The following is a 14,848-nucleotide window of genomic DNA, read 5'->3' on the forward strand; positions in this document are numbered from 1 at the left end:
ACGGATTCCCCCTTTCAACAATATTAATCATTATCTTAACATAAGAGGGAATAATGGAAAAACATTTTATCTTTGAACATTAGATAGAAGCCAATCAACCGACTTTATTTCCGCCATATTTGCTTGAGCATACCTTTTCAAAAAGGATTCATAACGTTCCGTTTGAGATAAGGTTTTAAAAAGTGCATCTTCGTATATTTGTTCATGACGTTGATTATCTTCAAAATAAGCTTCACATAATTCTATAAAAGGCAGCGGAAATAGAAGTCTTCCCATAATCAATGATTTACTTAATGGTGTAACCGGCTTTTCCTCATGATATTCCCGTAAAAACATTGAAATATCTTGATAAGATCTGCCTTCCCAAACAGCCGCCCGCATCCATTCAGCCAAATCACGCGCCGGATGGTCAATCACCCAATCGGCTGGAGATTTTACCCATAACTGCCCAAACGCCCAAGTATTATTCGTGAAACGATGGTGGCAAATGGTTGGCGGTTCAGTGATTCTTTGTTCAATTCGTAAATCAACCATATATTGAATAGCATTTTCTCCTAATCCTGAAAAGTAAGGAAATACTTCTTTGAACTGTTTTTCAAAATCGGATAGTGTCTTGCTTTTTTGACATTCTTTATATCGTTCCAAAAGATCATCAAGACGGTTCATCCAGTAGTCAACACCATTAACATAAGGTGTTCCATCCAGATTTCTAACCTGAAGGGATGACCCGATATTATGAAAGTTTGCCAGCTCTTTCGCAAGTGGTGTATTCTTACGAAAATACGGCTGAACTGCTAATAAAATTCCGAGTACTCCTTGATTTTTAGTTTTCCATTTTCCTTTTTGATTCGGGACAATAACAGCTACATTCTTCTCTCCTCTTCGTTGAAACCATTGCGCTAAGGCAGCCAGCTCTTCAATATCTTCATGATGAAAATTTTCCAACGGTATATTAATGAGCTGATTTTGCCCTTTAACATTGTTATTAAAATGATCGAATCCACTGTTATTCATCAATTATCAACCTTCTTGTGCCCATTTTTATATAGTTTATGTTTTGATTAATATCAAGTGACCTTCTGAAGAATAAACTGTACTTTATAAGTAAAATCTAAATAAAAATTATAAAAAGGCGGTGTGTCGTTCTGTGTCAGATATAGTAGGACAAACGGCAAAAAAGTGGTTGGAAGAGCGAGGCGTTACTTGTGAGGACATTGCTGAGCTCGTTCTTTTTTTACAAAAGGATTATCATCCAAACTTGACAATAGAGCAATGTCTCGACAATATTCACCACGTGCTGGCTAAAAGAGAAGTTCAAAATGCAATTCTTACGGGTATTGCACTCGATCGCTTAACAGAAAAAGGAGCGATAGATGAACCGCTCCTTGATATGCTAAAACGTGATGAGAGCTTATACGGTGTAGACGAAGTGATAGCCTTATCAATTGTTAATGTCTATGGATCAATAGGGTTTACGAACTATGGTTATATTGATAAGCAAAAACCCGGCATTCTAAATAGACTAAATGATAAATCGACAGGAGAATGCCATACTTTTCTTGATGATATTGTTGGGGCTATTGCCGCAGCTGCATCAAGCCGGCTTGCTCACAGTGCAAGCAGTAACCAACCTTCACAAAATCTCGATGATTAGAACATCCATTCACTTAAAGAATTAATAGCAAAAGTTGGGCTTTCTTTAATTTCTTTCATTGCTTCTTTTGTCGTTACACCGGTATATACAAGCAATGTATCAACTCCGGCTCTAAGACCGGCTTGGATATCCGTATGATAATTGTCTCCAATCATTATGGTTTTGTCTTTTGGCGTACCAAGGGCTTTTAGAGCTTGCTCTACAATAATTGGTTCCGGTTTGCCGATAAAAACAGGTTCAACGGTCGTAGAGACACTGACTACAGCTGTAAGAGAACCGTTTCCGGGTAAAAATCCCCTTTCGGTCGGCAGAGCAATATCAGGGTTAGTAGATAAAAATTTAGCACCTTTTCTTACAGCTAAGCAAGCTTTTGCGAGCTTTTCATATGTGATTTGTTGATCCATACCAATAACCACATAGTCAGGATTTTCTTCCTCATAAATTAATTCGGCTTCAGATAAAGCTTGCTTAAGACCTGCTTCACCTGTAAAATACACCTTTGCATTTTTCTTTTCATCTTTTATATATTGAGCAGTGGCCATACTCGTTGTTAAAACATGTTTAGGCTCAGCCGGGACGCCAAAGCTTACTAACTTTTCGGCCACTTGCTCTTTCGTTCGTGTTGAATTATTAGTTACAAATAAATAGGGTAAATTCTGTTCATTTATAGTTTTAACAAATGAGACAGCTTCATCTATTTTTTCTGTCCCGCGATACATTGTTCCATCTAAATCTATAAGAAAACCTTCATATTTTTTCATCATTAATTCCTCCATTTGACTTGAAATTATTCACATTATTCACAATATCCACAGTTCACAGGGTCAGACCCCAAAATAAAAAACCGCTTTGTAAGCGGTTTTACAATGATTTATTCGTGATTTTCAGGCATGAATGCTGAAACTGGACCTAATTCCTGTTCAAGATAGTCTCTGACTTGCTTAGGAAAATCTATTATAACTTGTTGATTTTCTTTCAATGTTCTATAAAGCTTATCATGGTCAATGGTTAAATATTGACTGACAAGAACTTTCCTTAGCTGGACAATCTTTTTAAATCCAGCTTCATTATCTTTAGGAATGACCTTTTCGTCCACTAAAATATCAACAATGTCTTCATAACTTCCCGGATCACGCATAATGAAGCCGTCGATCATATGATTACCGATATCTATAAAACCTTCAATCAAGTTATACGTCAAACGCTCAAGAGCCAGTTTTTCAACTTCTGAAGGCCACTCTGTTTTTTCATTAAACAACTTCATATGCTCAGTCATATACGTTAGTGTGTCTTCAATTTTACGTCGATCGATAAAATACATATATTTTCGCCCTTTCTTGATCCTTAGATCTCCAAATATATTTTACCAAGTTATGAATGTCTCTGTCTAACATCGAGTGATCTCTTCTCAAGCTTTTGTTAAAATATAAAAAAAGATATAAATCCCAATGTATTAAGAAAGGAAGAAGATGACTATGGCGGAAGAACGTTTTTTTCTATACGATGAAACCGAAGAAACAAAAACACGATTTGTCAGTTTTATGGGGGAAGATACCCGTTTTGATCTAGCTATCATGATGTCCAATCGTTATTTTGGTAAACATATCATTTTAAATATACAAAATGGCCGATTTGCCATTATAGGGAAAGATGATCTTGAAGAACCAGGATATTTAGAAGAAGCGTTTAGTATTAATGAGCAGGAAGCTCAAGAACTTAGGGAATTTTTATATGAAATGATATAAAGTTTTTTAGGTTATAATCCACTGCCGTCTTGTTCATCCTATGAATAAGGATGGTGATGGCTATGTTTAGAAGAAAGAAAAAGTTACAAGAAAATTATACTGATTTTTCAAATGTAGAGGACCAGAGGAAATTTTTAACGGCCGAAGAATTCCCTGAAGGCACTTACGGTGATTCAGCTTACGATCTGTTCGATGAACCTGTTTTTAACAAAAGTGAACCATGGGATGAGGGGCAAAGTTACATCAGCGGTTTCACCTATGAATACAGAAACATGCATGAAAACAGACCCCGTAAATATCCCGGTGCTCATAAAACACATGATCAGCCTTACAAAGAAACTGAGCCGCCTTTCCAAGATACAGAAACCCCTTGATCAAGGGGTTTCTTTTACTTTTTGTAATACAAAATAAGCACATCCAAAATTACAATATTCGTATATGTAATCCGTTAACGTACTAATTTTATTATCAAAAGTGGATTTGCGATTAAAATCGTCATAAAAGCCCCTAAGCCTTAATTGATCATAACCCCAATCACCTACAATATAATCATACTTTGACAAAATATCACTATATCGTGATAAAAAAGCCTCCTCATTCCAACCATCCTTAACATTTTCAATTAATTGGTAAGAATGAGTTTTTATTGAAACAGTAGGATTAGTCATATATGTAACCCTCCTTTACAAACATTTATTCATCCAATAATTACTAAGCAAAAAATATCGAAATCAACCCATCCTATAAGGAGAAGGGTTTTTCATCCTATTAAACATAAATAAAACAAAACCAAAAAGGCCGATAAGAATACTGTCTTAATTAAAAAGTCCCTAAAGCAATATTATAAAGAAAACTTACCGATGGCAAGCCGAAGGCGCAGACGGAGGTGAACTTATGCTATCGACCTAATTTTGGCACCTGCTTCGAATCGGCAGCCAATCTGCCAAGATATACTTAGCGTAAAAAAACAAGGGTTAGATGATGTAATCCAATAAACAGGAAGGAGGCAGAATTAGTGATGTTGAAAAGGATGGTCTTTGCCATTATAGCAGTTATATTTATTTCATCATTACCTCAGTGGGCATATGGCAGAGAACAACCAAAAATTTCACCAGATGACCGCAAAGCGCTTTACTTAAAAACGGCGGCTGTCACTGATGTTCCATGGTATCTGTTAGCAGCTGTTGATCAATATGAAAGAAGTGTACGTAACATTAGAAGAGATCTTCCCGATGCTGAAGGAATCATTGGTCTCTATTTTGAACCTCAGCAATGGACAGGCCCGCTGAACCTTAATAAGAAAGACAAAAATATCCTTGATATAACACTTTTTGACGGTTTAGGCAAAGACGGCAACGGAGATGGATTGGCTGATATTAACAACCCTGAGGATGTCTTATATGCAATGGCTGAGAAGCTTTCTGAACATGGCCCGGGTATTAATAATATCAAACTTGCACTTTGGGATTACTATCAACGCGGAAAAACCGTTGAAATGATTTTACAACTATCGAAACTTTATCATCACTTTAATCGTGTTGATCTTGATGGCCATGCCTTTCCCATTCCGCTGCGGATGAATTACGATTATAATTCGACATGGGGAGCAAGACGCGGATGGGGCGGATTAAGAATACACGAAGGTACCGATATCTTTGCTGATTATGGAACACCGGTAAAAGCAACATCGTACGGTGTCATTGAAATGATCGGTTGGAATAAGTTTGGCGGCTGGCGGTTAGGTATAAGGGACCCGCAAAATATTTATCACTATTATGGACACCTTAGAGGATATGGGAAACATATCAAAAAAGGAGCTCTTGTAAAGCCTGGTCAAATTATTGGTTATGTGGGAAGCTCCGGATATGGTCCAAAAGGGACACAAGGAAAGTTTCCTCCCCATCTTCACTATGGAATGTATCGTGACAATGGTTCAACTGAATTTTCCTTTGACCCCTATCCTTATTTAAGGGCTTGGGAAAGACAAGAGAGGAATTAAGTGTGATTTTCTTAATTCCTCTCTTCATATTTCCATGCTATTTATTTTCCCGTTTTCGGACTTTTATTGTTTTTAGGAGACATTGGAATCGTCACATCATTGCCGCTTCCGCCGCTGCCCTGGTTATAATAATATGGCACCTGTCCCGGAATGAATTGCTCAGCAATTGGGATCGTCTGTTCAATCGGCTGGTTTGAAGCAGCAAATGGCAGGATGACGTTAACATTAACTTTTATCGTTAAATATATACGAATATAAGTATTGTTAATACCTGTTACAACCTGTTTGCTTTTTGCATCAACATTAACGTTGCCAAGGACATCCAATTTTACAGGTATTCTGGGACTTAAATTGGTCAGTAATGCGTTTTCACTTGCTTGCCCCAACGGAATTTCTGCTACAATCCCTTGTTTTGTTTTTTTATGTATGAGTTTTCCATTTTGAATTGTAATCTCCCCATCCTCAGCCATCCGTAAAAACGTTTGAACCCGATCGGTAACTTCTGCTTTAAGCCGGTTAATTTCCGCCGTATTATAACTGACATTAGTGACCTCTTTTTTATCATTATATTGAATAATAATCAATTTTTTAGGATCGATAACGCTTTTAATATCATCATTAGTTTCTAAATTTTTAATCGGCTGTTTTCCAACGCCATAATTAATTGCATAAGTTTCAATTTGAGCTGCTTCGTTTTTGGCAATTTCTATAAGAGTAGGCGACACCTGCTTATTAATAAACCAGAACCCGCCCATTGTAAAAATGATGAACATAACCATTGTAAGAACAAAAGCATTCCGTAAGGCAACCGACCTTCGTCGCCGCATGGGTTTGAACATCACTCATCCCCCTTTATAAGCATGTATATGCTTGTAAAGGGGGATGTAAAAGCTTTTTTTAAATCCTTTTTATGTCATTTTTAATAACGCTTCGCGGCCTGACATCCCTTTCATAATACCTAACCTTTCAGCTCCGATTGTAACTGATTCTAAAGGTGCATCGAGCAGCTGTTCAAGCGTTCTGACGCCAACAGCTCGGCCTGCAATAATATTGCGGTCAGCTAACTTCTCATTTAATAGCGCGACATCAAGCGCGCCGCACATAATGTATCCTTTATCGTTATAAATGGCCATTAAATTTGTTTGCGGCAATTTAACCGTTACTGCAGTATATGGCTTTTCAAAAATCATAATTGGCTTTAATTCAACCATTCGATCACTCCTTCCACAAACAGCTTATGGAAGGATATAAAAAATGTGCTTATAACCTATGATTATTTTTTAGCTTCCAAGCTAATATGTCTCTCAACATTTCAGGTAAATAAAATTTCTTATGTTCAGCCTCTTTAATTGGCGGCAATAACCGCCCAAAAGTAAACATATCTATTGTTGCCACCTGATAAGTCCGCTCAAGATCAATAAGGTCTCCATTAATTTGGACATTATTAACCACTGATGCTGCCCCAAGCTTATCAACTTCATATGTTAAATGGCTAAAAATTAATTTGCCGATCATTTTTCCTCTAAAACCAAATCCTTTAAGTTCTAATTCCTGAAATGCAGGGTCTAATCCCTTCTTAATAACTTCTAAAATTTCAAGACCTGTAAGAAAAACCTTACATGGATTAATTGGATGGGGGCAAATTCTATGCAGATCCGCCCTTGTGACTAATCCGGCTTCAAGATGGTCAAGGATTGCCCCTGCGTTCACCATGCCAATATCCGCCTGACACCATTGTCTTAATGCGTCAGCCAAAAGGTTCGATAAAGGACTTTCATTGAACCAGGAGGTTGTAAGAGATTGTTCCAAATGAGTAACCGGCGTTTGCAGCTGCTTTATTCCTTTCTGAGTTAATGACTCTAATAAATCAGCCGTCTCCGGATCGCCTTTGATATCATCATCCATTGTGATAACTCTGGCTTTTTTATCAACAATTTCTTTTGTATTTTCATCATAGGTCAAGACAACATGTCCAGCATAACTGCCAAATTTACCTGTTTGGCAGATGAGTGTTGAATTGACATTTAACCCATCTTCAAGTATATGATGGGTATGAGCACCTAATATAACATTAATGCCTTCTATAGTTTTTGCTGTATCTTGATCAAATTTTAAACCGCCATGAGACAAAAGTATGACAATATCTGCTTCCTTTTTTACCTGTTCAATAATGCCGGGAAGGACCTCCCCGGGATCTTTTATATCCCATCCTAATGGCTCATAAAAGGGTTTAAAAGGTGCGGTAATACCAGTTATACCAATTGTGATATCGTTTATTTTGTGAAATGCATAGGGTTTGCACCACTTTGGACGATTGCCATCGCCGGTAAATAAGTTAGCTAATATCACATCAAACTCACGAACATCGTAGGCTTTATTAATGTTATCTCTTGTAAAAGTAATGCCCTCATTATTACCGATCGTCACAAAGTCGTAGCCCGCATGATTAAGTAAAGAGACATTCCCTTTTCCCATAGTCCCTTCTGTTAAAGGATGAACCCGGTCCATATGGTCTCCAAGGTCAAATAAAAGATACGGTTCACTATCATGCTCACATTGTTTAATTTGATTTTTAAAGTAGTGGATGATCTGCGGCCAATGCTCAAAATGGCTGTGAATATCATTTGTATGGTAGAGATGGAGTTTTATCAAAAGAATTGCCTCCCACGTACGTAGCGTACATTGTAACATGTTAATTTAAGTCTTTAATAAAGCTCAATAATATTATTTTACCGTTTTTTTATGTAAAGCTGTCAAGTTAAACTGACTTTGATAGATCGTTAAAGGAATGGTATGTATGTATATTCACAAAAATATCCATACCATATTTTCGAGCCGCATTTTCCAGTTGAAAATGCGGCTCTTTTCAATCAAACATTTAGATGCTGCAGCTTTTAATCAAAAGATCCCGCTTTACCTTTTCCAGAATCCGAAACCACAGCTTTTTTAATAAATAAAACAATAAAAAAGGATATAATACTTAAAACTAATGCAAACCAATAAGCATGATGCACCCCGTAAGTCATGGCTTCATTTATTATTTGTTGTGTTATAGAACCATGTTGTTCTCCTAAAAAATTATTCCTGCCTTGCGTCATAATACTTACAAAGATTGAAACACCAAATGCGCCTGCAACCGGCTGTAATGTATTAGCAATTGCCGTTCCATGAGGATATAAATTTTCCGGTAATTCATTTAATCCATTGGTTTGAGCCGGCATTAGGATTGCTGAAATGGAAAGCATCAGAACAATATACACTATGATAAATGACCATATCGGCATAGACGGATTGATATTGCAAAAGAATATCGTGACACCAATCATCACAATTGTACCGGGGATGATTAATTTTCTTGGGCCGTACTTATCAAATAAACTGCCCATAACCGGCGACATTAAACCGTTTAGTAAAGCGCCCGGTAAAAGCAGCAGTCCTGCTGTTTTTGCAGAGTATCCAAGCGGTCCCTGTAAATACATTGGCATCACGATTTCAGAAGCAAACATCGCCATAACAACAAAAACAAAAAGGATAACTCCTTGAGCGTACCTTTTATATTTAAACACGCGAACATCCAACAGCGGTTCATCCAGCTTTAATTGGCGAAGAACAAATAACAACAGGCTGAGCAAACTGATCAATATGATTGATAGAATGGTTATTGATAAAAATCCTTTCCCATTTTCACCCGCACTGCTGAAGCCATAAACGATGCCGCCGATCCCGATTGTAGAGAGAATTATAGAAATTACATCCACTTTTGGCTTTGTTACCTCTCCAACATTTTGCAAATATTTTAAAGCAAACAGAATCGAAAATAATGCAAATGGAATCACGATCAGGAACAGCCAACGCCAACCTAATGTATCAACGATAACCCCTGATAATGTCGGCCCGATGGCAGGCGCAAACATAATGACCAGCCCAAAGGTACCCATAATCTTGCCGCGAACTTCTGTGGGATAAATCAATAACAGAGCATTCATAATCACAGGTATTAATAGACCCGTGCCAACCGCTTGAATCATGCGGCCTGTTAAAAGCATCGGAAAATTCACTGCACAAGCAGCAATAATTGTCCCAAGTAAAAAAACAATCATAACACCAATAAACATTTGTCTTGTTGTAAACGATTGAATTAATAATGCGGAAATAGGCATTAAAACACCCATGACAAGCATAAATCCAGTCGCTAACCATTGGATTGTCGGCGCATCGACGTGAAATACCTTCATTAAGTCTGTCAGAGCAATATTAAGCAAGGTTTCGTTTAAAACCGCAAAGAATGCGCCTATCATAAACGTAATTAAAATCGCTTTTGAATTTATTTTAGCTTCCATATAGTTCCTCCAATTTCGCTAAATATTAGAACACATATCTAAAATTCATTATTTTGCCTGTAAATTAAAGGTGATTTTAAGCATAAAAAAACCTCCTAATCATTTCTGAATAGGAGGCAATGAGCATATACAGCTAACAAGAATCTTCATACCGGTCCCGAAGGATTCCTTATTGGCTATATCCGTACATTACACTAATCCTATTCAGAAAAAGTCATCCTTAAAAAGACATAGAATTTCTGAATAGGAAAAGTTAGAACGTCACTTATCCATATTTCGGGCTTACCTAAATAAAAAAGTACAGATTAATCCCATTCAGAAATCATATCGTAACTTATAACGAATGTTTTTCTTTAAAATAGGATTAATAAATCATGTACTTTTTTCACCCTTCCGATTTTTAATAATTATATATTAAACAAAAGCTCAAGCATTAGTCAAGGCATTTTTTGTCGTGAATTAAAATAATTAATACAACCCCGAGTTGTTGAACATCCATCATTAAATTCAAAGTATTCCTGTCTATATACCGCTTTTGTGCATTAACCAGATACATTCTTTCCGGAACCTTTACTTTGTGTTAACTTATCTATCATTCTTTTATCAAAACGATAGATTAGCATCACAATCATAGCCAGACCTATAATAACAACAGCTGTCCAGCCAAAATATTTTTGATGATGTAAGGTGAACCAGCCGCCAATGACCCCTCCAATGAGATAAATAACCCATGATGACAGTTGAAATCCCCAGTTTTCCTTTGTTTCCGCAGCTTGATTGTCATCAGTTGCCTTGCGTCTTCGGGAAGACAATACGTTTTTAAGAATCCCTTCAACAGCGGCTACCATCATACCCGTAATATACGTTGTCGCAACCCCCCGCAAATTGATACGGCGGGTCATTGTACTCTGAATCCCCATTGCTGCAGAGGCTATAAATACTAAAAGTGAGACCCAATTGCCGGGGGCACCATTTGTTAATTGTACAAAGACGGCCAGAGCTGCCAGAAGCCCCTCTTCCAATACAGCTGCCTTTATCATGCATTGTGACTGAAATAGTTCCCCTTGTTTTCCTTCAGTCATCATGAAAGCAATTGACAACCCGGTAAAAAATCCGACAAGCGAGAGGCCGGAAAGAAATGCTGAATGAATATCGCCATAAACTAATTTAACACCTAAAAATACCGTATTGCCTGTCATATTAGCCGTAAAGACTTCCCCTAATCCAAGATAACTCAGGGCATCAACACATCCGCCTGCAGCTGATAATAGAAAGAGAAACAATAATTTATAATGATATTGATTCTTTTTTTCCTTTTGGGCTGAAGTTGTATGCTGAAGAGATGATTTCTGCATTTTTCGTCACCTCCTGAATCTATTGATCCTCAAATCATTCAAAATATCATTATTTATCCATTTCATTACTTATGATAATAATATCAAATTAATAACTTCAAAAAATCTAATATTTTTATCTGATCAACTTCCAATTGCACTTAGGTTTGCAGCTTCGTTACACTTTTTTATATAAAAAAATGGATGATTTCCAGATAAGAAATCACCCATTTTATATTAACTTGATTGCCACATCCGACCGATTGCCGACTTTGCATCACGGGCAATCCCTGAGTCTACTGAAATAATATTTACCGGATCACCTTCAGCAACCTTTTCAAGCGACCATAATAAATGCGGTAAATCAATTCTGTTCATCGTCAGACAAGGGCACATATAAGGATTTAATGAACGGATCATTTTATCAGGATGCTGGTTGATCAACCGCTGAACAAGATTCATTTCTGTTCCAATTGCCCAATGACTGCCGCTTTCGGCGCTTTTGATAGTTTCAATAATATGTCTTGTCGACCCGGCATCATCAGCCTCCTGAACAACTTCATACGAGCATTCCGGATGGACAATGACTTTTATCTCAGGGTCATCTTTACGGCATTGATTAATATTTTCCACCGTGAATTTTTCATGAACCGAGCAATGGCCTTTCCATAAAATCATTGACGTTTCCTTACGATAATCCCCTTCAAAATTGTTCTGAATCGGATCCCATACGACCATGTTTTCCAGAGGAATACCCAAATCTGCCCCGGTATTTCTCCCTAAATGCTGATCAGGCAAGAAAAGAATCCGCTGCTTTTTCTTAAAAGCCCATTGCAACATTTTTTTCGCATTAGAAGAAGTAACCGTTGCCCCGCCGTGCTTTCCGCAAAACGCCTTGATTTCAGCCGTTGAGTTAACATATGTTAATGGAATGATAGTATCTCCAAAAACGTGCTGAAGTTCTTCCCACGCCCGTTCTAATTGGTGCAGATTTGCCATATCTGCCATTGAACAGCCGGCGCGCATGTCAGGAAGAATGACTTTTTGCGATGGCCCAGTTAAAATATCCGCTGTTTCAGCCATAAAATGAACACCGCAAAAAACAATATATTCAGCCTGTGTATTTTGTGCGGAAATTTTGGCAAGTTCGAGCGAATCACCAGTAGCATCAGCAAACTGGATGACTTCTTCTTTTTGGTAATGGTGCCCCGGCATGAATAACCTTGAACCGAATTCCTCTTTAATTCGTTTCACTCTTTTTTCCATTTCCGGTACAGAAAGATTTTTATATTCTTCAGGCATTCCTGTTTGCGATTGAATGAAATCAATAACACTCACTTTTTACACCTTCTTTAAGATTAAAACTGATATCCATGGCACGGTAAGAATGGGTTAAAAATCCAAGCGATATATAATCGACACCCGTATGGCGGTATAGTGGAAGATCCTCTAATTGGATGCCGCCTGACGCTTCAGTTGTGATATGATCAGGAACTAAATCGACAAACGATGCAATTTCCTCGGGCTTCCTGTTATCAAACATAATGACATCAGCCCCTGCTTCAACCGCTTCAAGCACCTGTTCTTTTGATTCAGTTTCCACTTCGATTTTCACCATATGTCCGGCATTTTGCCGTGCACGATCGACTGCCTTTTTAATGCTGCCGCAAAAAGCAATATGATTATCTTTAATCATGACACCGTCATACAACCCGATGCGATGATTATGACCGCCGCCGCATTTGACCGCATATTTCTCAAGCATTCTAAGCCCCGGTGTTGTTTTTCTCGTGTCGCAAATCTTAGTCGTTGAACTGTTTAATCTTTGCACCGCTTCATAAGTTGTCGTTGCAATCCCGCTCATTCTTTGAAATAAATTTAATAATACACGCTCACCCGTTAAAACAGATTGTACAGGGCCGTTAACGACTGCCAAATCCTGACCCGCTTCAACAAAATCACCGTCACCGACAAGCGGTTCCACAATGATATCGTTGCTCAATAAGCGATAGCCCTCTCTTAATACAGAAACTCCGGAAACGACCCCTGATGTTTTCGCTGTTAAAACCCCTTCGGTAACATCACTTGGTTCAAAGATAGATAGACTTGTCACATCTCCGCTGCCAATATCTTCGTTAAAAAATTCCTGAAGCATCATTTTTAGTTTAATAGGATTCAACGAGTCTTCGCTCCCTTACTATTTTTTGTTCTAACCATTCTGAGTCATTTTTTTCTGGATAGTCGCTTCGAAAATGACTGCCCCGGCTTTCTGTCCGTTTTAATGCTGAAGTGGCGATCAGCCAGCCGACAGTTAAAAGGTTAATCTTCTCCATCGCTTCTTTTGAAGGCTGACAAGTCATCGTATTCAACTCTTCAGGTAAAAGATTCTCAAGCCAGCAAATGAGTTCTTCCAAGCTTTCTTTACTTCGAATGATACCGGCATTTTGGAACATTAACTGTTGAATGGTTGTTTTCTCCGGACAATCAATCTCTGTATAGCACTCGATCATTCGAGGGATTTCTGGTGTTTGAACGATTGGCTGCTTCCGTATTGTTTCCGCAACATTAAGAGCAAATGTAACACCTTCCAAGAGTGAATGACTGGCCAAGCGGTTAGCGCCGTGAACGCCCGTACAAGCTGCTTCACCGCAAGCATAAAGCCCTTCAATATTCGTTCTTCCGTATAGGTCAGTTCTAATACCGCCCATAAGAAAATGTGCACCAGGGCTTACCGGAATCAAACCTGTTGATAAATCAACACCTGCTTGATGACATAACTTTGTAATGGTAGGAAAACGTAATTCAAAATTTTTGACTGACGTGATATCTAAATAAATATCATCGCCGGCCATTTTTGCTTTATATAACGTTTTGGCAACAATATCTCTCGGCGCCAAGTCTGCTAATTCATGAACACCTGCCATCATTTGCTGACCTTTTTGATTTACCAGCTTTGCACCCTCACCTCTTACGGCTTCCGAAACAAGACCAAAAGTTTGCCCATCTTTTGAAAGCAGTGTCGGGTGAAATTGAACAAATTCCATGTCAACGAGAGCCGCCCCGGCACGATAGGCCATTGCCAATCCATCACCGGTAACAGAAGCATTATTTGTCGTCGGAGAGTAAACTTGTCCGGAACCGCCGGTTGCTATAATCACTTGATTGGCAAGATACATCACCATTTCATCGTGTTCATCGCGCGCCCATAATCCTATGCAGCGCCCGCCGTCTATAAGAAGATCCATCGCTTGTGTATTTGTATGAGTTTCAACACTGTCCTTTAATAATCCGAGCATATGATTAACAAGATGTGCACCCGTCGCATCCCCGCCTGCGTGTAAAATACGGCTTATGCGATGACCGCCTTCCCTCGTTAAATGAACAGCACCTGAATCATCACGATCGAAAGGTGCACCCAATGATATTAACCAATCAATAATTGAAGCGCTTTGCTTGATCATATATTTAGTAGATTCTAAATCATTGTAATGATGTCCGCCTTTTAGCGTATCATCAAGATGGGCTTTCCAATCATCGTCTGCAGGCGCAGTCGCCGCAATGCCCCCTTGAGCCATATAAGAGTTACTGTCCCTCTCTCCGCACTTTGTGATTAATATCACATGATGGTGCGCGTTGAGTTGATAAGCGGCTACCAACGCCGATAATCCGCCTCCGACAATGAGTGTGTCAGTACGGTATGTTTTCATGATCAGGACCCCTTAATGTAAAATCATGTGTCTTGACACCTATCTTTACATATTATTAAACTATTATCA

16 protein-coding genes are annotated in these 14,848 nt (G+C 38.3%); 4 read left to right on the plus strand and 12 right to left on the minus strand.

Annotation, left to right across the window (positions count from 1 at the left end; all coding sequences use genetic code 11):
- Positions 1–66: 66 nt before the first annotated feature.
- Entirely contained in the window at positions 67–1,014 is a 948-nt protein-coding gene (gene yutH / locus ACFQRG_RS15210) for a spore coat putative kinase YutH (RefSeq protein ID WP_380968011.1), read from the minus strand.
- Positions 1,015–1,135: 121 nt separating this feature from the next.
- Between yutH and ACFQRG_RS15215 the strand changes: the two genes are divergently transcribed.
- Positions 1,136–1,654: a phosphatidylglycerophosphatase A family protein gene (locus ACFQRG_RS15215; protein ID WP_380967527.1), complete on the plus strand. Its 519-nt coding sequence runs from the start codon at positions 1,136–1,138 to the stop codon at positions 1,652–1,654.
- Here ACFQRG_RS15215 and ACFQRG_RS15220 read toward each other — a convergent pair.
- Both ACFQRG_RS15220 and ACFQRG_RS15225 read right to left on the minus strand, forming a co-directional pair.
- Positions 1,651–2,415, minus strand: a complete 765-nt coding sequence (locus tag ACFQRG_RS15220) for a TIGR01457 family HAD-type hydrolase (RefSeq protein ID WP_380968013.1) — start codon at positions 2,413–2,415, stop codon at positions 1,651–1,653. The two genes, ACFQRG_RS15215 and ACFQRG_RS15220, sit on opposite strands and share 4 nt — an antisense overlap.
- A 110-nt stretch (positions 2,416–2,525) precedes the next feature.
- Positions 2,526–2,975 carry a DUF86 domain-containing protein gene (locus ACFQRG_RS15225; protein ID WP_380967529.1) on the minus strand — a complete coding sequence of 150 codons (450 nt, stop codon included), beginning with the start codon at positions 2,973–2,975 and terminating at the stop codon, positions 2,526–2,528.
- Between the two features lie 154 nt (positions 2,976–3,129).
- On the opposite strand from ACFQRG_RS15225, the gene ACFQRG_RS15230 reads away from it, so the two are divergent.
- Together ACFQRG_RS15230 and ACFQRG_RS15235 are read left to right on the plus strand one after the other, a co-directional pair.
- Positions 3,130–3,399, plus strand: a complete 270-nt coding sequence (locus ACFQRG_RS15230) for a DUF3055 domain-containing protein (RefSeq protein ID WP_380967531.1) — start codon at positions 3,130–3,132, stop codon at positions 3,397–3,399.
- A gap of 62 nt (positions 3,400–3,461) precedes the next feature.
- The gene (locus tag ACFQRG_RS15235; protein WP_380967533.1) at positions 3,462–3,773 is read left to right on the plus strand and encodes a hypothetical protein; all 312 of its coding nucleotides are present in this window, start codon (positions 3,462–3,464) and stop codon (positions 3,771–3,773) included.
- Here the strand turns inward: ACFQRG_RS15235 and ACFQRG_RS15240 are convergent, their stop codons facing one another.
- A complete protein-coding gene (locus ACFQRG_RS15240) occupies positions 3,774–4,067 on the minus strand; it encodes a YutD family protein (protein WP_380967536.1) in 294 nt (97 codons plus the stop codon).
- Positions 4,068–4,417: 350 nt separating this feature from the next.
- Here ACFQRG_RS15240 and ACFQRG_RS15245 point away from each other — a divergent pair, with 350 nt between their 5' ends.
- Complete coding sequence (locus ACFQRG_RS15245) at positions 4,418–5,398, plus strand: M23 family metallopeptidase (protein ID WP_380968015.1); 981 nt, start codon at positions 4,418–4,420, stop codon at positions 5,396–5,398.
- Positions 5,399–5,439: 41 nt separating this feature from the next.
- Here ACFQRG_RS15245 and yunB read toward each other — a convergent pair whose 3' ends face one another.
- From yunB to nadB, 8 genes are all read right to left on the minus strand, one after another.
- Positions 5,440–6,237: a sporulation protein YunB gene (gene yunB, locus ACFQRG_RS15250; RefSeq protein WP_380967538.1), complete on the minus strand. Its 798-nt coding sequence runs from the start codon at positions 6,235–6,237 to the stop codon at positions 5,440–5,442.
- A 69-nt stretch (positions 6,238–6,306) separates the two neighbouring features.
- Positions 6,307–6,609, minus strand: a complete 303-nt coding sequence (locus tag ACFQRG_RS15255; protein ID WP_380967540.1) for a YunC family protein — start codon at positions 6,607–6,609, stop codon at positions 6,307–6,309.
- Positions 6,610–6,658: 49 nt separating this feature from the next.
- Positions 6,659–8,050 carry a bifunctional metallophosphatase/5'-nucleotidase gene (locus tag ACFQRG_RS15260; RefSeq protein WP_380967542.1) on the minus strand — a complete coding sequence of 464 codons (1,392 nt, stop codon included), beginning with the start codon at positions 8,048–8,050 and terminating at the stop codon, positions 6,659–6,661.
- A 242-nt stretch (positions 8,051–8,292) separates the two neighbouring features.
- A complete protein-coding gene (locus ACFQRG_RS15265; RefSeq protein ID WP_380967545.1) occupies positions 8,293–9,738 on the minus strand; it encodes an MDR family MFS transporter in 1,446 nt (481 codons plus the stop codon).
- Between the two features lie 542 nt (positions 9,739–10,280).
- Complete coding sequence (locus tag ACFQRG_RS15270; protein WP_380967548.1) at positions 10,281–11,093, minus strand: YoaK family protein; 813 nt, start codon at positions 11,091–11,093, stop codon at positions 10,281–10,283.
- Positions 11,094–11,309: 216 nt separating this feature from the next.
- On the minus strand, positions 11,310–12,410 hold the full coding sequence (gene nadA, locus ACFQRG_RS15275) for a quinolinate synthase NadA (RefSeq protein WP_380967549.1): 1,101 nt from the start codon (positions 12,408–12,410) through the stop codon (positions 11,310–11,312).
- A complete protein-coding gene (gene nadC, locus ACFQRG_RS15280) occupies positions 12,397–13,251 on the minus strand; it encodes a carboxylating nicotinate-nucleotide diphosphorylase (protein WP_380967551.1) in 855 nt (284 codons plus the stop codon). Before nadC ends, nadA begins: the two co-directional genes overlap by 14 nt.
- The gene (gene nadB, locus ACFQRG_RS15285) at positions 13,238–14,779 is read right to left on the minus strand and encodes an L-aspartate oxidase (RefSeq protein WP_380967553.1); all 1,542 of its coding nucleotides are present in this window, start codon (positions 14,777–14,779) and stop codon (positions 13,238–13,240) included. Before nadB ends, nadC begins: the two co-directional genes overlap by 14 nt.
- Positions 14,780–14,848 lie beyond the last annotated feature (69 nt).

Source organism: Scopulibacillus cellulosilyticus (assembly GCF_042665295.1).
GTDB lineage: Bacteria > Bacillota > Bacilli > Bacillales > Sporolactobacillaceae > Scopulibacillus_A > Scopulibacillus_A cellulosilyticus.